This window comes from Arenimonas sp. (genome assembly GCF_044353605.1).
GTDB lineage: Bacteria > Pseudomonadota > Gammaproteobacteria > Xanthomonadales > Xanthomonadaceae > Arenimonas.
Genome location: NZ_JBILBO010000021.1, coordinates 1 through 18,954 on the forward strand (window position 1 = coordinate 1; position 18,954 = coordinate 18,954).

Consider the following 18,954-nt stretch of genomic DNA (forward strand, 5'->3'; position numbering starts at 1 on the left):
CCCATGTCAGACGACCCGGACAGTAACACCCTCCCTAAACGCTCCTGGCTGGAGAAACTCAGCCAAGCCTTCTCGGGCGAACCCGAATCCCTCGACGATCTGCGCGAGATCCTGGATTCCGCCGCCAAACACGGCCTGATCGATACCGATACCCTGAAACGCCTGCAAGGCGCCTTGGCGGTGTCCGAGATGACGGTATCCGATGTGATGGTGCCGCGCGGTCAAATGGTCTCGCTCTCGATCACGGACAGCTTTCTCGACCTGATGCGTCAGGTGGTCGAATCCGGTCACTCCCGATTCCCGGTGCACGGGGAGGACAAAGACGAAATCGTCGGCATCCTGTTGGCCAAGGACCTGCTCCGCGGCGTGGTGGTCGACAACGGCCCCGGCGACATTCACGGCCTGATCCGGCCGGCGGTGCTGATTCCCGAGTCAAAGAAACTCAGTGTGCTGCTCAAGGAATTCCGGCAGTCGCGCAATCATATGGCCATCGTCATCGATGAGCACGGCGGCGTATCCGGCCTGATCACCATTGAGGACGTGCTGGAAGAAATCGTCGGCGAGATCGATGATGAGCACGATGACGCCAATCAGGCAGTCATGATCGCGGCCCAGGCCGATGGCCAGTACTTCGTGGATGCGCTCACCCCGATTGCTGAATTCAACCAGCAATTCGGCGCCGATTTTCCGGATGATGAATATGACACCATCGCCGGCTATATCGCGGCGGCTATCGGTCACCTCCCGGAAACCGGCGAAGAACTGACCCTCGGCCGCTTCCACTTCCGGGTCGGCCATGCCGATTCGCGCCGGATCCACCGCTTCATCGTCAACATCCATGGCGAATAAGGCCCTGCGCCGGTTTGCTGCCTTGATGCTGGGCCTGTTGTTTGCCGGCCATGCGCTGGCCGAGCTGCGGGTCGGCGTCATGACCATGCAACCCGGCGCCATTTTCTGGGAGCGCTTCGGCCACAATGCCCTCATCATCGATGACGGCAGCCGCCCGATTTCCTATAACTTCGGCTTTTTCGACCCGACCGAATCCGGATTTACCGGCAATTTCGTCAAAGGCCGGATGAACTACGTCTTGGCGGCGTTGCCGCTGGAGCAGGATCTGGACTATTACCGCCGGGTTGGTCGCGGTGTCAGCATCCAATGGCTGGACTTGGACGAAGCCCAAAAGCGAAAAATCCATGCACGGCTCGAATTTCTGGCCAAGCCGGAAAACGCCCGTTACCGCTACGATTATTTCACCAACAACTGCGCGACCCAGGTCCGCGATGTGCTGGATGAGGCACTCGAGGGTGGACTGAAACGCCAGATGGTCGCCAGCTCGTTGGGAAACACCTACCGCTCGGAGTCCGTGCGTCTGGCTTGGCCGGCGAAATGGATGGCCCTGGGCTTTGATCTGGGTATGGGCCGGGCCGGCGACAAACCACTCAACCGCTGGCAGGATGCTTTCATTCCGATGCGCCTGCAGCAAAGCCTGCGCGAAGCCAAGGGGCCGAAAGGTGGTCCCCTGGTACTGGCTGAACAACCGCTGCTGCCGGACACGCTGCCACCACCACCGTCGGAATTGCCGCAATGGTCGTTGACCGCGACGGCGATTGGTTTGGCTTTAGCCGCGGCATTTTTTTTCATCCTGCGGCGCGCCCCGCGTTTGGCCACGGCGCTGCAGCTCGGATTTTGGGGGCTTTGTGGTTTGATTGGGACGCTGCTGGCGCTGATCTGGGCATTTACCGAGCACCGTTTTGTCTACGCCAATGAAAACCTGCTGTTGTTCAGCCCACTGGCCTGGCTTGCCCTCATTTTGTATTTCGGTCGCAAGCGCTCGGAATGGGGCCGCAAGGCCTATCTGCTTGCGGTCAAAGCGGTGGCTTTGTCGGCAGTACTCGCCGTGCTGGTGAAGTTCGGCTCCACCGGCGGACAAAGCAACATGATCTGGATTCTGATGACCTTGCCTCTGCATTGGTTGGTGGCTAAAACGGCATTGCATGCCGAAGCACGGAAATAGCTTGCAGTCCTGAACAGGCTGTTTATCATGGGTGCATGGATGCGCCCAGCCTACTCGAAAGCCGCAGCGAACAAGTTCGCTTCATCGCCCGCTACGATCGCGACGGGAATGCCCACGAGCTGAGCCTTGACCGCATATCTGACGCGCTTGGCGCTGAGGGCGGTCTGATTTGGGTCGGCCTGTTCGAACCGGATGAAACCTTGCTGTTCAAGATGCAGGTGGAATTCGACCTGCACCCGCTGGCCGTCGAAGACGCCCACAAAGCCCACCAACGCTCGAAAATCGAGCGTTTCGGCAATAGCCTGTTCATCGTCGTCAATACCGCGCAGATGCTGGACGGCGGTATCGTCTACGGCGAATCCCACTTGTTCCTCGGCACTGATTTCATTCTGACCGTGCGCCATGGCGGGACGCTCTCGTTCAGCGCCGCCCGCGAGCGCTGCGCCAAAAACCCGGATTACCTGAGCAATGGCACCGGCATGGCCCTGTATACCGTGCTCGACCAGATTGTCGACAATTTCTTCCCGATCATCGCCGACCATGAACAAGCTCTGGACGAACTGGAAGAAGCCATTCTGTCCTCCAGTTTCCAGAAAGACACCATCATCCGCCTGTACCGGCTCCGCAACGACCTGACCAAGCTGCGACTGGCGGTCTCGCCCTTGCAGGACATCATGACCACGCTGCTGGAATTCCACGGCGATTTGGTCCGTGAAGAAGTCCGGGTCTATCTGCGCGATGTCCATGACCACGTCATCCGCCTGAACGAATCCATCGATACCATGCGCGATACGCTGTCCTCGGCCATGGCGACCAACCTGTCGCTGGTCACGGTCAGCCAAGGTGACACCATGAAGCGCCTGGCCGGCTGGGCCGCGCTGTTGGCGGCACCGACCCTGATCACCAGCTGGTACGGCATGAACTTTGCCGATATGCCCGAGCTGGAATGGCAATTGGGCTATCCGTTGGTCGGGCTCACCATTTTTACCATCTGTTTCATGCTGTATCGGGGGCTGAAAAAGGCCGGCTGGCTGTGAGTTCCGGCGCTTTTTGATTCAGGTCAAATAAAAGGTGTCGTGGTTCAGGCACTATGGTCGGGGATTCAACTCTGGAGGCGTTATGGCGTCAATTGACAAAGAAAACTCCTATAACGACAAGGTGGTCAAGCAATTCACCATCATGACCGTTATCTGGGGCGTCGTGGGCATGCTGGTGGGGGTGATCATCGCCGCCCAGCTGTATTGGCCCTCTCTCAATATGGGCCTCGAATGGCTCAGCTTCGGCCGGCTGCGTCCGCTGCATACCAATGCGGTGATTTTCGCGTTCGGTGGCTGCGCCCTGTTCGGAACCAGTCTGTACGTGGTGCAGCGCACCTGTCATGCACGACTGCTGTCCGACGGTCTCGCCTCCTTCGTGTTCTGGGGTTGGCAGCTGGTCATTGTGCTGGCCGCTATCACGCTTCCGCTGGGTCTGACCCAGGGTAAGGAATACGCTGAACTGATCTGGCCAATCGACATCCTGATTGCCGTGGTCTGGGTCGCCTACGCGGTGTTGTTCTTCGGCACCATCATGAAGCGCAAAGTCCCGCACATTTATGTGGCCAACTGGTTCTACGGCGCGTTCATCATCGCCGTGGCCGTGCTGCATATCGTCAATTCGCTGGCTATTCCGACCGCACTGACCCACAGCTACCCGGTCTACTCCGGCGCCGTGGATGCCATGGTGCAATGGTGGTACGGCCATAATGCGGTCGGCTTCTTCCTGACCGCCGGCTTCCTGGGCATGATGTACTACTTCGTACCGCGCCAGGCCGGTCGCCCGATGTACTCCTACCGCCTGTCCATCGTGCACTTCTGGGCCCTGATTGCCATTTACATGTGGGCCGGCCCGCACCATCTGCACTACACCGCCATTCCGGATTGGGCACAATCGGTCGGCATGGTGTTCTCGCTGGTCCTGCTGGCGCCGAGCTGGGGCGGCATGATCAACGGCATGATGACGCTCTCGGGCGCCTGGCATAAGCTGCGCACCGATCCGATCCTGAAGTTCCTGATCGTTTCGCTGTCGTTCTACGGCATGTCGACCTTCGAGGGCCCGATGATGTCGATCAAGACCGTGAATGCCCTGTCGCATTACACCGACTGGACCATCGGCCATGTGCACTCCGGCGCTCTGGGCTGGGTTGCGATGATTTCGATCGGCGCCATGTACATGCTGATTCCGCGTGTGGTCGGCCTGAAGGAAATGTTCTCGACCAAACTGATCGATACCCATTTCTGGGTACACACCATCGGCGTCGTGCTGTACACCGTGTCCATGTGGATTTCGGGCATCGGCCAAGGTCTGATGAGCCGCGCCACCAACGCCGACGGCACGCTGCAATACGCCTTCGTCGAAATCGTCAAGTTCACCTACCCGTACTATCTGGTGCGTCTGTTGGGTGGCCTGCTGGTTCTGGTTGGCATGCTGATCATGGTCTACAACATGGTGAAAACCCTGAAGCAGGCCAAAGGCGAACATGTCTCGCCCGTCCTTCCCGTCGCGCAACAACACGCTTAAGCCGAGGTCGAACCTATGAGCCACGAAAAACTTGAAACCAATGTCGGCTTGATGGCCATCGCGATTGCCGCGGTCATCGCCATCGGCGGGCTAGCTGAAATCGTCCCGCTGATGTACCAGGCCGAAACCGTCAAACCGTTGCCCGGTGTCAAACCCTACCCGGCACTCGAGCTGGCCGGGCGCGACATCTACATCCGCGAAGGCTGCTACAACTGTCACTCGCAGATGGTGCGTACCTTGCGCTTCGAAACCCAGCGTTACGGGGCCTATTCGGATGCCGGCGAGTCGGTATACGACCGTCCGTTCCAGTGGGGCAGCAAGCGCACCGGTCCGGATCTGGCCCGCATCGGCGGCCGTTACTCCGATGACTGGCATCGTGCCCACTTGATCAACCCGCGTGACGTGGTACCGGAATCCAACATGCCGACCTATGCCTTCATGCAGGAACGGCCGCTGAATGCCGGTCAGATTCAGGCCAATATGCGCGGCCTGAAAGCCCTGGGTGATCCCTACACCGACAAAGACATCGCGGAGGCTCCGGCGGTACTCGACGGCAAAACCGAGATGGACGCCCTGATTGCCTACCTGCAGCAGCTCGGCAAACACCGGCCGAAAGGATAAACCATGCTCTCAGGAATCATCACCACCATTCTTCTCATCCTGTTCATCGTCGGCTCGATCTGGGTCTTCAGTCCGAAACGCCAAGCCGCGTTCGATGAAGCCGCTCGCCTTGCCCTGGACGACACTCCGGAGAAACCTTTATGACATTCTGGTCCTATTACGTCATTGCATTGACTGCCATTTCCCTAATCGGCGCCACCTGGCTGCTCTGGGTGACCTCGAAAAAACGCCATGCCAACGATACCCAGAGCAGCACTGAGACCACCGGTCACGTCTGGGACGGCGATTTGTCGGAATACAACAAACCGCTGCCGCGCTGGTGGATCAACCTGTTCTATCTGACTATCGTGTTCGCTGTCGGCTACCTGATTTGGTATCCGAGCGCGGACAAGGTCGGTGGCAAAGGCAACTGGAGCTCGAAAGGCCAGCATGATGCCGAGAAAGCCAAAGCCGATGCCAAGCTGCAAGCACTGTATGCCCGCTTCGACGGCAAGGGTATTGAGGTCATCGCCCAGGACGCCGCTGCACTGACCACTGGCAAGCAGGTTTACGCCAACAACTGCGCGGTCTGTCACGGCTCCGATGCCGGCGGTACCAAAGGCTTCCCGAATCTGCGTGACAACATCTGGAAGTTCGATGGTTCGCCGGAAGGCATCCTGACCACCATCAAGGGTGGCGTCAATGTTGAAGGCGGCCGCGCTGCGGTGATGCCAGCCATGGCCGCCGTGCTCGGATCCGAGCAGGCGGTGACCGAAAGCGCCGTCTATGTACAAAGCCTGGCGGGCATGAAAGTCGACGAAACTCTGGCTGCTGCCGGTAGCAAGTCCTATGCCACGGTCTGCGCCGCCTGTCACGGAGTCGATGGTAAAGGCAACCTGGCATTGGGTGCTCCGAACCTGACCGACAACGACTGGATGTATGGCAGCACGCTGGAAGACATCAAGTACGGCATCAACAACGGTCGTGCCGGCCAGATGCCGGCGCATCTGCCGCTGATCGGCGAAACCCAGGCCCGCCTGGCCGCCGCTTACATCTACTCGCTGTCGCAGGCCAAGAAATAAATGAAAGTCCGGGCCGAACCCCCGTTCGACCATCCGCCGCGCCCACTGGCACAGAAAGTGGGCGCGATCCTTTGGCCGTCATTCTTCGCGGCCTGCATTGCGACCATGGTGTTTTTCGCCTTCGTCGATCCGCTGCAACTGCGGGACATCACCTTTCCCGAAGCCGATATCAGCCGGGAAGCCGGTTACACCATCGCGTTCTTCATGTTCTGGCTGGCTACCGCCAACGCCTGTCTGTTTACCTGGATTCTGCTACGGCCGTCCAGCCGTTACAATAAGCCACCCACCGATTAAGGTTGCATCCCATGGGCCAGAAGATTCCGAGCGAAGTCATCGATGACGGCGCGATGTATGTGTCCGAGCGTAAGGTTTATCCGCGCGAAGTCGATGGCCTGTTCCAGAAGCTCCGGCACAGCGCGGTTTATATCCTTCTCGGCCTTTACTACATCATGCCCTGGCTGCAGATTGACGGCCGCCAGGCCGTTCTGTTCGATCTGCCGGCACGTAAGTTCTACATCCTCTGGTTGACCTTCTGGCCCCAGGATTTCTTCTTCCTTGCCCTGTTGTTGATCATGGCGGCACTGTCGCTGTTCTTCTTCACCGCCGTGGCCGGACGTCTCTGGTGCGGCTACGCCTGCCCGCAGACGGTATGGACGGAAGTATTCATGTGGATGGAGCGCTGGACTGAAGGCAACCGCTCTCAGCGCATGAAGCTGGACGCCTCGCCGAACAGTTTCGATAAATTCCGCCGCAAGGGATCCAAGTATGTGCTTTGGGTTCTGTTCTCATTGTGGACCGGCCTGACCTTCGTTGGCTTTTTCACCCCCATCCGCGAACTGGCACCGGCTTTGCTGGCCGGAACGGCTTCGGGCTGGGCCATTTTCTGGTTGTTGTTCTATTCTTTCGCGACCTACGGCAATGCCGGCATCCTGCGTGAGCAGGTCTGCAAATACATGTGCCCGTATGCACGCTTCCAGAGCGCCATGTTCGACCGCAATACCCTGATCATCAGTTACGACGCCCGCCGAGGCGAGCCGCGGGGCCCGCGCAAGAAAGGCGCGCTGGCCAGTGTTCTGGAGCGCGCACGCGGTCTGATTGATGAACAGCGCGCACAGCACTTCGTCATCGGACACGCCAAAGAAAACAAGACCGACGCCAAGATTTCAACCGGCCTGGTTGTCGACAACTTCGACAAAACGGTGCTGGAAAAAATCACGGACAACGAACAACTCGGTGATTGCATCGACTGCACCATTTGCGTGCAGGTCTGTCCGACCGGCATCGATATCCGCAACGGTCTGCAGTATGAATGCATCGCCTGTGGCGCCTGTATTGATGCCTGTGATGAGGTTATGGACAAACTCGGTTACCCGAAGGGTCTGGTCCGTTACACGACCCACAATGCCCTGGTCGGCCACAAAGTCAACCTGTTCCGGCCGCGCATCATCATCTACGCTCTGCTGTTGTTGGCCCTGCTGGCCGGAACCATCTACGGCATCGCTCACCGCGAACCCTTGCTGGTCGATGTCATGCGCGACAAGCAGCTCTACCGTCTGGCTGCCGATGGCAGCATCGAGAATACCTATACGCTGCGCCTGATCAACAAGACCGGAACCAATTACGACGTCGATCTGCACGTCGAAGTCGGTGACATCGACGCCGAGCTGATCATCGACGATCTGCCCATCCATCTGGCCGCAGAAAACGTCATGACGGTACCGGTGACTGTACGTACCACGGCCAACTGCATCCGCGGCATGAAGGAAATCGAATTCACCCTGACCGACAAAAAATCGGATCTCAAGGTCGAAGAAGAATCGCGCTTCTTCGGCCCAAGCGATGCCACCGGAGGCGACTGCGATGACTGAAACACGCAAAACATGGCAGGAGCCGATGGTCTGGATGATTGTCGGGATTCCGGCATTGACGGTGGTCGCCGGCTTTTTTACGCTGTATCTGGCCATTTCATCGGGCCCGCTGGATTCGGTTCAAGCCTCGGTGGAACGGGTCGGAAAAGGCCAGACCTTGCACAGCGCCGCCGATAATACCGCTTCGCAGGGGCATTACCGCGGCTATCTGGTCATCGACCGGCAGGTAGAGCCCTGGCAGCTGACATTGAAAACCATGCCTGAAAATCTGACCGTACTGCCGGTGGATGTGCTGTTCGTGCATGCCAATCTGGCCGAACGCGATGTCCGGGTGTCCCTGCAATCCGGTAGCGGCCGTTTGACCGCTCCGCTAGACTTTATCCCGCAACAGATTGTGGTGACCGATCGTGCCGGGACTTGGCGATTGGTGGGCGCCTACGGCGATTCGGCCAATATCGCGCTGACACCCGCCATCGAGACGCCCTGATTCCTGATGACGCAAGAAACGCACTGTTTTCACTGCAGTGAAGTCCTGGGCCATGCCCCCGTCGCCCTGGACCTTGCCGGTAACTTGCGTCAATTCTGCTGCCTGGGCTGCGCCAATGCCGCGCAATGGATCGAACACGAAGGGCTCGGGGATTATTATCTACTGCGCAGCCAACAGGGCAGCAAGGTCGATGAGAACCCCTCCGACTACTCGGCATGGGATCGGGACGATGTCACCGCCGCGCATTGCCGGCCGTGCCCGGAGGGACGGCAGATTGTCTTACTGGCCGAAGGCATGCATTGCGCCGCCTGCGCCTGGCTGATTCAAAGCGCCTTGCAGAAAGACCCCGGCGTGGCCGTGGTCAACGCCAATGCCATCAATGGCCGCGTGGAAGTGCGTTGGAATCCGGAAAAATCCAGTCTTTCCTCTCTCTGCGGTCAATTAGCCCGTCTCGGCTACCGCCCGTATCTGGCGGTCAACGAAGCCTACGAACAGGAAAAGCGCCGGGAACGTAACAGCTTATTGCTGAAGCTCGGCCTGGCGGCACTGGTGACCACGCAGACCATGATGTTCTCGGAGGCCTTGTATCTGGATACGGCCGGTGAGATGTCATTTGCCACACGCGATTTTTTCCGATGGCTGACTTTTTTGCTGTGCTCGCCGGTGGTGTTCTATTCCGGCAGTGAATTCATCCGTGGCATGCTGCGCGAACTGCATCATCGGCGACCCGGCATGGACACGCTTGCCGCCAGCAGCATTCTTCTGGCTTACTTCGCCAGTCTCTACCAGACCCTGACCGGCGGCGATCACATCTGGTTCGATGCCTCGGCCATGTTCGTCCTGTTTCTGCTGTCGGCGCGCATTCTCGAACGCTTTGCACGCAACACCGCGCGTGCCCAGGTCGATCTGCTGGCACGCGCACAACCGCAATTCGCCTGGCGCATCATCGACGGCCGACGTGAACAGTATCCGATTGCCGAGGTCCGTCCAGGCGATGTGTTGTTTTTACCCGCAGGTGAAGCGGTTCCGGCCGATGGCATCCTGCTTAGCCCGGCACTGGATGTTGATGAATCCTTGTTGACCGGCGAGTCGGAATTACAGACCCGGCAGGCCGGCGACACGCTACTGGCCGGCAGTACGCTCGGCCCCAGCGCCGGAGAAATGCGCGTCAGCAGCACCGGACAGAACACCCAGCTGTCACAGATTCTGCGTCTGGTCGAACAGGCACAGGGCAGCAAGCCGGTCGAGAACGCCTGGGCGGAACGACTGGCCTCGCGCTTTGTGCTGATCATGTTTGCGGTCACCATCGCGGCTTTCGCAATCTGGTGGCAGATTGACAGTGACAAGGCCTTTCCCGTTGCGTTGGCGGTTCTGGTGGCTGCTTGCCCCTGTGCGCTGTCACTGGCCGTACCGGCGGCGGTATCGTCGGCGTTCGATGCACTGGCCCGCAGCGGCGTGCTGGTACTGTCACCGGATGCGCTTTCGAAACTCGGCACGATCGACCATATCGTCTTTGACAAGACCGGCACCCTGACGACCGGCAAACCGACACTGCATGCGGTGCATGCATTCGCACCCTGCGACCAGATGCACGCGTTGCAGCTGGCCTACAGTCTTGAAATCGGATCCAAACATCCCTTGGCAGCGGCATTTACCGGCAGTGGCGCCGCCCAATTGGTTTTCGAAGCACTCAGCGTCATTCCCGGCCATGGCGTCAGCGGCCGCATCGGCACTGAAGAGTACCGCTTGGGCAAAGCAGAATTTGCGGCGGCAGGCCAACCCGACGAGGGTGTCTGGCTAAGCCGCAACGGACACGTACTGGCGCAGTTTTTGCTGCACGACCCAATCAAAGCCGAGGCAGCGGCCGATCTGGCCTGGCTCGCCGATTCGGGAATGCAGACCCACTTGCTCAGCGGCGACAGCATCGAACGCGTGCGTGATGTCGCCGATACGTTGGGCATCGCAAATCGCCAAGCGCGCGCCACGCCCGAACGCAAGCTCGATTATCTGCGCAATCTGCAGAACACTGGTGCGCGTGTAGTGATGGTCGGCGATGGCATCAATGATGCGCCGGTCATGGCGCAAGCCGATGTGTCCATGGCGATGGGCTCCGGCGCCTGGCTGGCGCAGTCCAATGCCGATATCCTGCTGATGAATTCTCGATTGAAACAGGTCCGGCAGGTCTTTGCCGTGGCCAGCCATATGCATCGGCTGATGCGGCAGAATCTGCGTTGGGCGATTGCGTATAATGGCATTGCCGTGGCCATTGCCCTGTCCGGATTCATCCACCCGGGCTATGCCTCGCTCGGCATGGCCGGATCATCCCTTCTGGTCACCCTCAACGCCCTGCGAATTTACCGGACCGCCTCATGAATATCTTATTGGCCCTGATTCCGATTTCCCTGGTGCTGCTGATCGTCGGCATCCTGGCGTTTTTCTGGGCCGTGCGCAAAGGGCAGTTCGACAATCTCGATGCGGCCGCGCTGGATATTTTGACCGATGACAGCAAACCGTTGCCGGACAAGGACAAAACGGACCATGCCGGTTGATTTTCTTGTTCTGGGTGCGGCCTTTCTTTCGGGACTGATGGGGGGCGTGCATTGTACGCTGATGTGCGGCGGCATTGCCGTTTCCTTGAATGGCCAACCCAAGTCCGATGCCCTGCCGCATGCCCTCATGCTGAATCTGGGGCGGGTCTCCAGCTACACCCTCGCCGGCGTTCTGGCCGGAAGTATCGGCGCCCTGTTCGTCGGCGTCATCCGTCTGCCGGAACTGGCAGTGGTCTTGCGCAGCATCATGGGCGTGGTTTTGATGTTGCTGGCCCTGCGCATGCTGTTCCCAAACCGATTCGCCTTCGCCATTCCCGGAAACAGCCGGATCTGGCAGTGGGTTTCCGGTCTAAAACAGTTCCTGCCGGCAAATGGCCTACTGCGTTCATTGGGACTCGGCGCGATGTGGGGCTGGCTGCCCTGCGGCCTAAGCACCGGTTTGTTGCTAGCGGCGTGGCTGGAAGCAAGTCCGCTGCACAGCGGTCTGCTGATGCTGGCATTCGGTCTGGGCACATTGCCGCTGATGACGACCATCAGCTATTCCGGAGCACGCTTCCAGCATCTGCTCGGTCATCGTGGACTGCGCATGGGACTGGCGATGACGGTCTTTATCGCCGGCGTACTTACCGCTGCCGCCCCTTGGCTGATACATGCTCCCGGCATGCATGGACTATTGACCGCACTGGGCTGCCGCAGTCTGGTTTAAGCGCGCAGGCGCTCCAGCGTCTCATGCGCCAAGGCGTTCAATGTCGGCTTGTTGAGTATCTCGACCTCGCGTCCGTTGACGCGGATCAAACCGTCATCCTGCATCTTGCTGAGCGTCCGGCTGACGGTTTCGATCACCAGTCCCAGATAGCTGCCGATGTCCTCGCGTGACATCGGAATCATGAAGCGATCACCGGAACGGCCCAGCTGACGGTAACGCTCGGACAGCTGGTGCAGGAAAATCGCCATGCGTTCATGCGCATTTTTCTTGGACAAGATTTCGATGTGCTTCTGATCGCGATTGATGGTCTGACCGATGATGCGCAGCAGCTGATGCTGCAGCGTCGGCAGCTGGGCGGCCACCGTTTCCAGATCGGATAGCGGGATTTCGCAGACATCGGCGGTGGTCAAGGCTACCGAATCGCAGGTATGTTTCGAAGTACCGAGCGCATCAAGCCCGAGGATCTCGCCGGGTAAATGGAAGCCGGTGACCTGGCTGTCACCATCGGCATTGTAGACCACCGACTTGAACGCGCCTTCGCGGGCGACATAGATGTAATCGAGCTTCTGACCGGCAGAAAACAACACGTCGCCGCGCTTGAGCGGCCGACGCCGTTGCACGATGGTGTTCAGACGTTCGAACTCCTCGGCTTGGATATTGGCCGGCAGGCACAGCACCTGGATGGAGCACTTCGAGCAGTCACTGCGGTTGCCTTTCAGGCCCTTGAACGAATCGATGTCCTCGCTCATTTCGGTTTTTCCTCCGAGGTCCAGCGCTTCAGCCAACTGTTGACGGTGTCGTGCCACAGAATGCTGTTCTGCGGTTTGAGTACCCAGTGGTTTTCATCCGGGAACAACAGCAGCTGGCTTTCGATACCTTTGCGCTGCAGCGCGGTGAAGGTGGCGATACCCTGCTCCGGCGGAATGCGGTAGTCGAGCTCGCCCTGCACCACCAGCATCGGCACGCGCCACTTGGCGACATGATTGACCGGATTGAATTTCTCATAATTCTGCGGCACATCGTAAGGGGTTCCGCCGTTTTCCCACTCGGTGAACCAGAGCTCTTCGGTGGCATAACCCATCATGCGCGTGTCGAACACGCCGTCGTGGTTGATTAGGCACTTCCAGGGTTCCGGCCAATTACCGGCGATCCAGTTGACCATGTACCCGCCGTAACTGGCACCGAGCGCGCAGGCGCGATTTTTATCGAGGAATCCGTACTGCTTCAGAGCGTGTGCATAGCCTTTCTGCAGATCTTCCAGCGGACGATCGCCCCAATGCCCGGAAATGGAATCGGTAAACGCTTGGCCGTAACCGGTGGATCCGTGGAAGTCGATCATGACCACGGCAAAACCCTGACCGGCGTAGGTCTGCGGATTCCAGCGATAGCTCCAGCCGTTGCTGAAACTGCCCTGCGGGCCGCCGTGGATCAGGAAGGCCACCGGGTATTTGCGGCCTTCGACGTAGTTGGCCGGCTTGACCACATAGCCGTGTACGGTTTCATCGTTCCAGCCGATGAATGTGAATTGTTCGAACGCGCCCCAGGCCGTCTTGGCCATGGCCTCGCGGTTGTTGACGCTGATCTGGCGCACAGTGCGGCCAGTGGCATCGCTGAGGAACAGCTGGGCCGGAGAATCCAGACGGTCGCGGGTGAACAGCACCTGATTGCCGGCCACGGCGAATTCGCGCACGCTACCCTCGCGGGCCACCAGTGCGGCCTCGCCGTTGGCGATATCGACGGCGAACAGCGGCATTTCGCCGGTGTCCTGGGTGGTGGTGAACAGGGTCTTGCCATCATCGCTGATGACCAACGATTCAGCGGAATTGTCCAGACGCGGAGCGACTTCACGGGTTTTGCCGGTGGCCAGTTCCATGGCCATGATGGCGAAACGATCGGCCTCGAAGCCCGGACGCTTCATGGCGCGGTAGTACAGGGTTTTGCCATCGGGGCTGAACACCGGCGAGGTGTCCCAGGCTTTGTTGGCGGCGGTCAGATTATCGACCAGATGCATGTTGTGATCGCCGATGATGACACGGTACAGATCGAAGTTGGTCGACCACGCTTCGGTTCTGCCGGCGATGCGAACGGAAAAGACCAGCATGCCGCCACCGGGAGCCCAGGCGTATTCGCTGGCATCACCAAAGGGTTTCGAGGGAATATCGCCATCGACATTGGCCAGACGCACGGCGGCGCCGAGCTTGCCGTTTTGCAGCGGGGCGATGAACAGTTGATTGCGGCGGCCATCGGCATAGGTGTCCCAGTGCCGGATAAATAACTTGTCGAACAGCATGCCGCTGGCTTTGTTGGCGGCCTTGGCATCCAGACGCTGTTTGCTGCAGGCGATGTCTGCACAATCAGTAAACACCTCCACGCTAAATGCCACATGCTTGCCGTCGGGGGACAGCTTGTAGGAACCGATATCGAGCGGGACATCGGAGACCTGCACCGCGTTTTGGCTACCGACGGCCTGCGACCACAATTGCATGCTGCCGGATTTGGCGCTCAGGAAGAACACGGTTTTGCCATCCGGGGCGAAGCTCGGGGAATTGACGTTCAGATCCTCTGCAGTGAAGCGCACCGGCGGCGCGGCATCACGGGCGAACAGATCTTCGATCCACAGTCCGGTCTTGCCGCGATTGGCGGCCAGGTCGGTCTGGCGTACCGCGAACACCGCCAAACGGCCGTTCGGGGAGAGCGTCGGCGATGAAACACGCTCGTAGGCGACCAGGTCGCGGATGGTGAACGGGGCCTTGGCGTCGGACGCGGCGGTCGCCGAAAAGGGGGTCAACAGGGCCAACAGCAGCAATCGCGCTTTCATCGATAAACCTCGCAGGAACACCCGGTTATGGTACTCCATCCGGCGCTATACTGGCGACTGACCACTGTCAGGACCTGTCCCATGACCGACGCCGCGCTCGCCCAGCAATCCCAGATTTTTGGCCATCCCAAAGGGCTTTTCGTCTGTTTCATGACCGAAATGTGGGAGCGCTTTTCGTTCTACGGCATGAAGGCCCTGCTGTTTCTGTATCTGACCAAATACCACTTGTTTACCGATGACAACGGCTACCTGCTGCTGGGCACTTATGCCGGCTTGGCTTACGCCCTGCCCTTGCTCGGCGGCGCTCTGGCCGATCGCTGGCTCGGCATGCGCAAGGCGGTGGTATTCGGTGGCTTGCTGCTGGTACTGGGACAATTGGGCATGGCCTATACCGGTACACCGGCACAGGGAATCGCCGGCCAAGCCACTCAGGATGGGTTTGCCATCCAGATCATGTATGCCTCATTGGCACTGATTGCGGTCGGCGTGGGCTTTCTCAAACCGAACATTTCCACCATCGTCGGCCGCCTGTATGCCGACAACGATCCCCGCCGCGACTCGGGTTTCACCATTTTCTACATGGGCATCAATATCGGCGCCGCCCTGTCCTCGTTGATTGTGGCCTACATCGGCGAAAAAATCGGCTGGGGTTACGGCTTCGGCCTGGCGGGCGTGATGATGGCACTGGGTCTGGTGCAGTTCCTGCTGGGTCAGAAACATCTGGCCGGACAAGCCGAACCGCCGAATCCGGCCGCACTGTCGGCTCCTTGGTTTGCCGGCATCAGCCGTGAATGGTGGATCTATCTGTCCGGCAGTTTCTCGGCACTGCTGGTGTGGCAGGTACTTCAGATGAAAGTGGACTTCAGCTTTCTGGGACCGATCGCCGGCGGCCATGAAGTGACCATGACCGAATTGGTCGCCGTGGTCATGGGGCTGGGGCTGTTCGTCTGGTTCTTCAAATTCCTTTTCTCCGGCATCACTGCCGCCGAGCGCGGCCGGATGATTGTATTGATGGCCTTGATCGTGATCAGCTCGTTGTTCTGGGGCTTGTACGAGCAAAGCTACGGCAGCTGGGTGGCCTTCGCGGAACGCGTGATGGACCGCAGCACCTTTGGCGTGGAATGGACGGCCGGACAAACCACGTCCATCGGCGCCATCTTCGTCATTGCCTTCAGCCCGCTGTTTGCCTGGCTCTGGCCGAAACTCGACCACTACGGCCTGAACCCGAGTCTGCCGGCCAAATTCGGTTGGGCCTTGGTGTTCCTGGGCCTGGCTTTCGGTGTACTGATGATGGCCAGCCATGCGCCGGGCGATGACGGACTGGTCAGTCTGTGGTGGATGGTGCTGGCCTACGCGCTGATGGTCATCGGCGAAATGATGCTGTCGCCGATCGGATTATCGGCCGTGACCACACTGTCGGTACCGCGTGTGGTCGGCCTGATGATGGGGGCCTGGTTCCTGTTCTCGGCCTTCGGCGAAATGATCGCCGGCCGGCTCGGCACCTGGGCGTCGATTGACCCCAACCCGGATGGCAGCATCGATAAAGTCAAGGCGCTTGGCGTCTACGGCGAGGTGTTCGGCGACATGATGTGGATTGGCGTGATTGCCGGCGTGGCGCTGCTGGTGCTGTCGCCTTTGCTCAACCGACTCACCCGCGAACCATCCTAATCACGGCAATCATCGCCAAAGAAAAAACCGCCCAAAGGGCGGTTTTTTTTGGAAGCAGTTCGGCTGAATCAGAACGGCACGTCATCGCCGAACGGATCGTTGTCGGCGGGCGTAGCAACCGCTGCCGGGGCACTACGCGCTGCCGGCTTCGGGGTGCTGAATTTATCACCGCCGCTGGACCAGCCGCTGTCTTCACGGGAGCCGCCGCGATCACCACCCTCTTTCTTGCCGCCGAGCATCTGCATCTCATTGGCCACGACATCGGTGCTGTAACGTTCGATGCCCTGTTTGTCGGTGTACTTCTGGGTTTCCAGTTTGCCTTCGACATAGATCATCTGGCCTTTGCGCACGTACTCACCGACGATTTCCGCCAGCTTGCGGGTGAACTTGACGCGGTGCCATTCGGTTTTTTCCTGCTTCTCACCGGCTTTGTCCTTCCATTGTTCGGAAGTGGCGACCGACAGCGTGCAATAGGCATCACCGGACTGGAAATAACGGACTTCCGGATCTTTGCCGACGGTGCCGACGAGGATGACTTTGTTGATGCCACGAGCCATGGCGGGTTCCTTTCAAAAGTGGGTGTAGAGACAGATTAAGTATAGCTTTCAACCGGCAATATCCCAAAGCATTTCTGCCGGCATCGGAAATCCCCCCGTGTCGGGGTCGGAAGACATATAATTGCCTGGGATACCTGAAACTTAAGTAGTTGATTTATGAGCATTGAATCCATCCAGACCCTGGCAAGGGACGAAATGGCCGCGGTTGACGTCCTGATTCGGGCCGAATTGCATTCGGACGTTATGCTGATCAACCAGATTTCCGAACACATCATCGTTGCCGGAGGCAAGCGCCTGCGCCCGATGCTGACGGCCTTGGCCGCGCGCGCCGCCGGTTACCGCGGGCAGGACCACACCGCGCTGGCCGCCATCATCGAGTTCATCCATACCGCCACCTTGCTGCACGACGATGTGGTCGATGAATCCGATCTGCGCCGCGGGCGCAAAACCGCCAACGCGCTCTGGGGTAACGCACCAAGCGTGCTGGTCGGGGATTTTCTGTATTCGCGCGCGTTTCAGTTGATGGTGGGTCTGGATTCGATGGCCATTCAGAAACGTCTGGCTGACACCACCAACCGCATCGCCGAGGGCGAAGTGCTGCAGTTGCTGCATGTCCATAATCCGGACACCGACGAAGCCGCCTATCTGAATGTCATTGAGCGCAAGACCGCGGCGCTGTTTTCCGCGGCTACCGGTCTGGCTGCGCATCTGGCTGGTGCCGATAGCACCGCCTGTGCCGCCATGGATGATTACGGTCTGCATTTGGGAATGGCTTTCCAGATTGCCGACGATGTCCTCGATTATGTGGGCGATGCCGAAGCCTTGGGGAAAAATCTCGGCGATGACCTCGCCGAAGGCAAAGCCACCCTGCCGCTTATTCATGCCATGGGCTTGGCCGAGGCTTCCGTGCGTGAACGTCTGCGGCTGATCATTGCTACCGGCGATGCCACGGCCATGCCGGAGGTTCTGGCGGCGATTGCCAGCAGCGATAGCCTGCGCTATTGCACCGACAAGGCTCATTTCCATGCCGACGCGGCCAAAGCGGCTTTGCACGCGCTCCCGGAAAGCGCCTGGAAAAAGGCGTTGCTGGATTTGGCCGACTATTCGGTTGCGCGGAGCCATTAAGGCCGTGCCGGCACCCCGTCATGGCGTGCGCTGGATTGCCGTGCTTGAGGCCATCAAAGGTGTGCTGGCGATGATGACCGGACTATGGCTGCTGTCGCTATTTCAATACACCCCACGCACGTTGGCCAAACAAATGGTCGAACGGCTGCACCTGAACCCAAGCAGCCACTACCCGGATTTGTTCGTGGCCAATATCGGCAGTCTGTCGGACCGCAGCATCACCCTGCTCGGTCTGGCGGCGCTGCTGTATGCCGGATTGCGTTTCATCGAGGGCATGGGCCTCTGGCAGAACCGCGCCTGGGCCAAATGGTTCGCTGCCATTACCGGCGGTGTCTACATTCCTTTCGAGTTATATGAACTGACACAGGGCTACAGCGTGTTTGTGGTCGGTGCGCTGGCCATCAATGTGGCCGTGGTGGTGTACCTTGCCCGCACGCTGAAGCATGAACGGACTTGACGGCGCTGTTTCCGGCGTCAACAATCATGGTTCTGCATTTGGAGTCAGCCTCGTGAATCCCGCACTTCAGGCCGCCATTGCCTCGGCCGCAAAACAACACAAACAACTGCTTGATCAATTGAAAGATCAGGGTGCATTCAGCCGCGAAACCGCCATGCCCGCAGCGGATTTGGCTGGCGAGCAGAGCGCACTGGTCGCGCATTACCAAAAGCGCGGCATCATCCGCAGCACCCCGGACGGCGGCCTCTATCTGGATCGGCGCGCCTATGAGGATCACCTGAGTTCCCAAAAAACAGCCGGCAAATGGGTGCTGATGATCCTCGGCGTATCCGTGCTTGTCGGCATACTCCTGCTGCTGGCCAACAAACTCTGATGCCATAAACAGCAGCGTCTGGAATCACTCCTCCGCGTATTGAAACACCTGCTCGAGCGGGCGCTTGAACACCCGTGCGATTTCAAAAGCC

Annotated in this window: 20 protein-coding genes; 17 read left to right on the forward strand and 3 right to left on the reverse strand. The window is 59.2% G+C overall.

What is annotated here, in order from left to right; all coding sequences use genetic code 11:
• Positions 1–3 precede the first annotated feature (3 nt).
• The 13 genes from ACIQ1A_RS08940 to ACIQ1A_RS09000 all read left to right on the forward strand — a co-directional run bounded on the left by ACIQ1A_RS08940 (position 4) and on the right by ACIQ1A_RS09000 (position 11,865).
• Complete coding sequence (locus tag ACIQ1A_RS08940) at positions 4–849, forward strand: HlyC/CorC family transporter (RefSeq protein ID WP_395770746.1); 846 nt, start codon at positions 4–6, stop codon at positions 847–849.
• On the forward strand, positions 839–2,014 hold the full coding sequence (locus ACIQ1A_RS08945; RefSeq protein ID WP_395770727.1) for a DUF4105 domain-containing protein: 1,176 nt from the start codon (positions 839–841) through the stop codon (positions 2,012–2,014). Before ACIQ1A_RS08940 ends, ACIQ1A_RS08945 begins: the two co-directional genes overlap by 11 nt.
• 35 nt (positions 2,015–2,049) lie before the next feature.
• The gene (locus ACIQ1A_RS08950) at positions 2,050–3,051 is read left to right on the forward strand and encodes a magnesium and cobalt transport protein CorA (protein WP_395770728.1); all 1,002 of its coding nucleotides are present in this window, start codon (positions 2,050–2,052) and stop codon (positions 3,049–3,051) included.
• A gap of 82 nt (positions 3,052–3,133) precedes the next feature.
• Complete coding sequence (gene ccoN, locus ACIQ1A_RS08955) at positions 3,134–4,573, forward strand: cytochrome-c oxidase, cbb3-type subunit I (protein ID WP_395770729.1); 1,440 nt, start codon at positions 3,134–3,136, stop codon at positions 4,571–4,573.
• Positions 4,574–4,588: 15 nt separating this feature from the next.
• Positions 4,589–5,194, forward strand: a complete 606-nt coding sequence (gene ccoO, locus ACIQ1A_RS08960) for a cytochrome-c oxidase, cbb3-type subunit II (RefSeq protein ID WP_395770730.1) — start codon at positions 4,589–4,591, stop codon at positions 5,192–5,194.
• 3 nt (positions 5,195–5,197) lie between these two features.
• Positions 5,198–5,338, forward strand: a complete 141-nt coding sequence (locus tag ACIQ1A_RS08965) for a cbb3-type cytochrome oxidase subunit 3 (RefSeq protein ID WP_395770731.1) — start codon at positions 5,198–5,200, stop codon at positions 5,336–5,338.
• Positions 5,335–6,255: a cytochrome-c oxidase, cbb3-type subunit III gene (gene ccoP, locus ACIQ1A_RS08970; protein WP_395770732.1), complete on the forward strand. Its 921-nt coding sequence runs from the start codon at positions 5,335–5,337 to the stop codon at positions 6,253–6,255. Before ACIQ1A_RS08965 ends, ccoP begins: the two co-directional genes overlap by 4 nt.
• Positions 6,256–6,549: a hypothetical protein gene (locus ACIQ1A_RS08975; RefSeq protein WP_395770733.1), complete on the forward strand. Its 294-nt coding sequence runs from the start codon at positions 6,256–6,258 to the stop codon at positions 6,547–6,549.
• 11 nt (positions 6,550–6,560) lie between these two features.
• Positions 6,561–8,123 (forward strand): 4Fe-4S dicluster domain-containing protein, encoded by a 1,563-nt coding sequence (locus tag ACIQ1A_RS08980; RefSeq protein WP_395770734.1) that lies wholly within the window; start codon positions 6,561–6,563, stop codon positions 8,121–8,123.
• Positions 8,116–8,610, forward strand: a complete 495-nt coding sequence (locus tag ACIQ1A_RS08985; protein ID WP_395770735.1) for a FixH family protein — start codon at positions 8,116–8,118, stop codon at positions 8,608–8,610. The genes ACIQ1A_RS08980 and ACIQ1A_RS08985 overlap by 8 nt, the downstream gene beginning before the upstream one ends.
• A 6-nt stretch (positions 8,611–8,616) precedes the next feature.
• The gene (locus tag ACIQ1A_RS08990; RefSeq protein WP_395770736.1) at positions 8,617–10,983 is read left to right on the forward strand and encodes a heavy metal translocating P-type ATPase; all 2,367 of its coding nucleotides are present in this window, start codon (positions 8,617–8,619) and stop codon (positions 10,981–10,983) included.
• Positions 10,980–11,159, forward strand: coding sequence for a cbb3-type cytochrome oxidase assembly protein CcoS (ccoS, locus tag ACIQ1A_RS08995; RefSeq protein ID WP_395770737.1), 180 nt, complete (start codon positions 10,980–10,982; stop codon positions 11,157–11,159). The genes ACIQ1A_RS08990 and ccoS overlap by 4 nt, the downstream gene beginning before the upstream one ends.
• A complete protein-coding gene (locus ACIQ1A_RS09000) occupies positions 11,149–11,865 on the forward strand; it encodes a sulfite exporter TauE/SafE family protein (RefSeq protein ID WP_395770738.1) in 717 nt (238 codons plus the stop codon). Before ccoS ends, ACIQ1A_RS09000 begins: the two co-directional genes overlap by 11 nt.
• Here the strand turns inward: ACIQ1A_RS09000 and fnr are convergent.
• Both fnr and ACIQ1A_RS09010 read right to left on the reverse strand, forming a co-directional pair.
• Complete coding sequence (fnr, locus tag ACIQ1A_RS09005) at positions 11,862–12,614, reverse strand: fumarate/nitrate reduction transcriptional regulator Fnr (protein WP_395770739.1); 753 nt, start codon at positions 12,612–12,614, stop codon at positions 11,862–11,864. The two genes, ACIQ1A_RS09000 and fnr, sit on opposite strands and share 4 nt — an antisense overlap.
• Positions 12,611–14,683 (reverse strand): prolyl oligopeptidase family serine peptidase, encoded by a 2,073-nt coding sequence (locus ACIQ1A_RS09010; RefSeq protein WP_395770740.1) that lies wholly within the window; start codon positions 14,681–14,683, stop codon positions 12,611–12,613. Before ACIQ1A_RS09010 ends, fnr begins: the two co-directional genes overlap by 4 nt.
• Before the next feature lie 81 nt (positions 14,684–14,764).
• On the opposite strand from ACIQ1A_RS09010, the gene ACIQ1A_RS09015 reads away from it, so the two are divergent.
• Positions 14,765–16,351, forward strand: coding sequence for a peptide MFS transporter (locus tag ACIQ1A_RS09015; RefSeq protein ID WP_395770741.1), 1,587 nt, complete (start codon positions 14,765–14,767; stop codon positions 16,349–16,351).
• Positions 16,352–16,419: 68 nt separating this feature from the next.
• Here the strand turns inward: ACIQ1A_RS09015 and ssb are convergent, their stop codons facing one another.
• Positions 16,420–16,908, reverse strand: a complete 489-nt coding sequence (gene ssb / locus ACIQ1A_RS09020) for a single-stranded DNA-binding protein (RefSeq protein WP_395770742.1) — start codon at positions 16,906–16,908, stop codon at positions 16,420–16,422.
• A gap of 156 nt (positions 16,909–17,064) precedes the next feature.
• Between ssb and ACIQ1A_RS09025 the strand changes: the two genes are divergently transcribed.
• Genes ACIQ1A_RS09025 through ACIQ1A_RS09035 form a run of 3 tightly spaced genes read left to right on the forward strand, consistent with a single transcriptional unit; the run spans position 17,065 to position 18,863 of the window.
• Positions 17,065–18,033: a polyprenyl synthetase family protein gene (locus tag ACIQ1A_RS09025; protein ID WP_395770743.1), complete on the forward strand. Its 969-nt coding sequence runs from the start codon at positions 17,065–17,067 to the stop codon at positions 18,031–18,033.
• 4 nt (positions 18,034–18,037) lie between these two features.
• Positions 18,038–18,490 (forward strand): DUF2127 domain-containing protein, encoded by a 453-nt coding sequence (locus ACIQ1A_RS09030; protein ID WP_395770744.1) that lies wholly within the window; start codon positions 18,038–18,040, stop codon positions 18,488–18,490.
• Positions 18,491–18,542: 52 nt separating this feature from the next.
• The gene (locus ACIQ1A_RS09035; protein WP_395770745.1) at positions 18,543–18,863 is read left to right on the forward strand and encodes a hypothetical protein; all 321 of its coding nucleotides are present in this window, start codon (positions 18,543–18,545) and stop codon (positions 18,861–18,863) included.
• Positions 18,864–18,954 lie beyond the last annotated feature (91 nt).

Coding starts and splice junctions, on each gene's coding strand:
- ACIQ1A_RS08940 (WP_395770746.1), top strand. CDS start 4: ATGTCAGACGACCCGGACAGTAACACCCTCCCTAAACGCTCCTGGCTG.
- ACIQ1A_RS08945 (WP_395770727.1), top strand. CDS start 839: ATGGCGAATAAGGCCCTGCGCCGGTTTGCTGCCTTGATGCTGGGCCTG.
- ACIQ1A_RS08950 (WP_395770728.1), top strand. CDS start 2,050: ATGGATGCGCCCAGCCTACTCGAAAGCCGCAGCGAACAAGTTCGCTTC.
- ccoN (WP_395770729.1), top strand. CDS start 3,134: ATGGCGTCAATTGACAAAGAAAACTCCTATAACGACAAGGTGGTCAAG.
- ccoO (WP_395770730.1), top strand. CDS start 4,589: ATGAGCCACGAAAAACTTGAAACCAATGTCGGCTTGATGGCCATCGCG.
- ACIQ1A_RS08965 (WP_395770731.1), top strand. CDS start 5,198: ATGCTCTCAGGAATCATCACCACCATTCTTCTCATCCTGTTCATCGTC.
- ccoP (WP_395770732.1), top strand. CDS start 5,335: ATGACATTCTGGTCCTATTACGTCATTGCATTGACTGCCATTTCCCTA.
- ACIQ1A_RS08975 (WP_395770733.1), top strand. CDS start 6,256: ATGAAAGTCCGGGCCGAACCCCCGTTCGACCATCCGCCGCGCCCACTG.
- ACIQ1A_RS08980 (WP_395770734.1), top strand. CDS start 6,561: ATGGGCCAGAAGATTCCGAGCGAAGTCATCGATGACGGCGCGATGTAT.
- ACIQ1A_RS08985 (WP_395770735.1), top strand. CDS start 8,116: ATGACTGAAACACGCAAAACATGGCAGGAGCCGATGGTCTGGATGATT.
- ACIQ1A_RS08990 (WP_395770736.1), top strand. CDS start 8,617: ATGACGCAAGAAACGCACTGTTTTCACTGCAGTGAAGTCCTGGGCCAT.
- ccoS (WP_395770737.1), top strand. CDS start 10,980: ATGAATATCTTATTGGCCCTGATTCCGATTTCCCTGGTGCTGCTGATC.
- ACIQ1A_RS09000 (WP_395770738.1), top strand. CDS start 11,149: ATGCCGGTTGATTTTCTTGTTCTGGGTGCGGCCTTTCTTTCGGGACTG.
- fnr (WP_395770739.1), bottom strand. CDS start 12,614: ATGAGCGAGGACATCGATTCGTTCAAGGGCCTGAAAGGCAACCGCAGT.
- ACIQ1A_RS09010 (WP_395770740.1), bottom strand. CDS start 14,683: ATGAAAGCGCGATTGCTGCTGTTGGCCCTGTTGACCCCCTTTTCGGCG.
- ACIQ1A_RS09015 (WP_395770741.1), top strand. CDS start 14,765: ATGACCGACGCCGCGCTCGCCCAGCAATCCCAGATTTTTGGCCATCCC.
- ssb (WP_395770742.1), bottom strand. CDS start 16,908: ATGGCTCGTGGCATCAACAAAGTCATCCTCGTCGGCACCGTCGGCAAA.
- ACIQ1A_RS09025 (WP_395770743.1), top strand. CDS start 17,065: ATGAGCATTGAATCCATCCAGACCCTGGCAAGGGACGAAATGGCCGCG.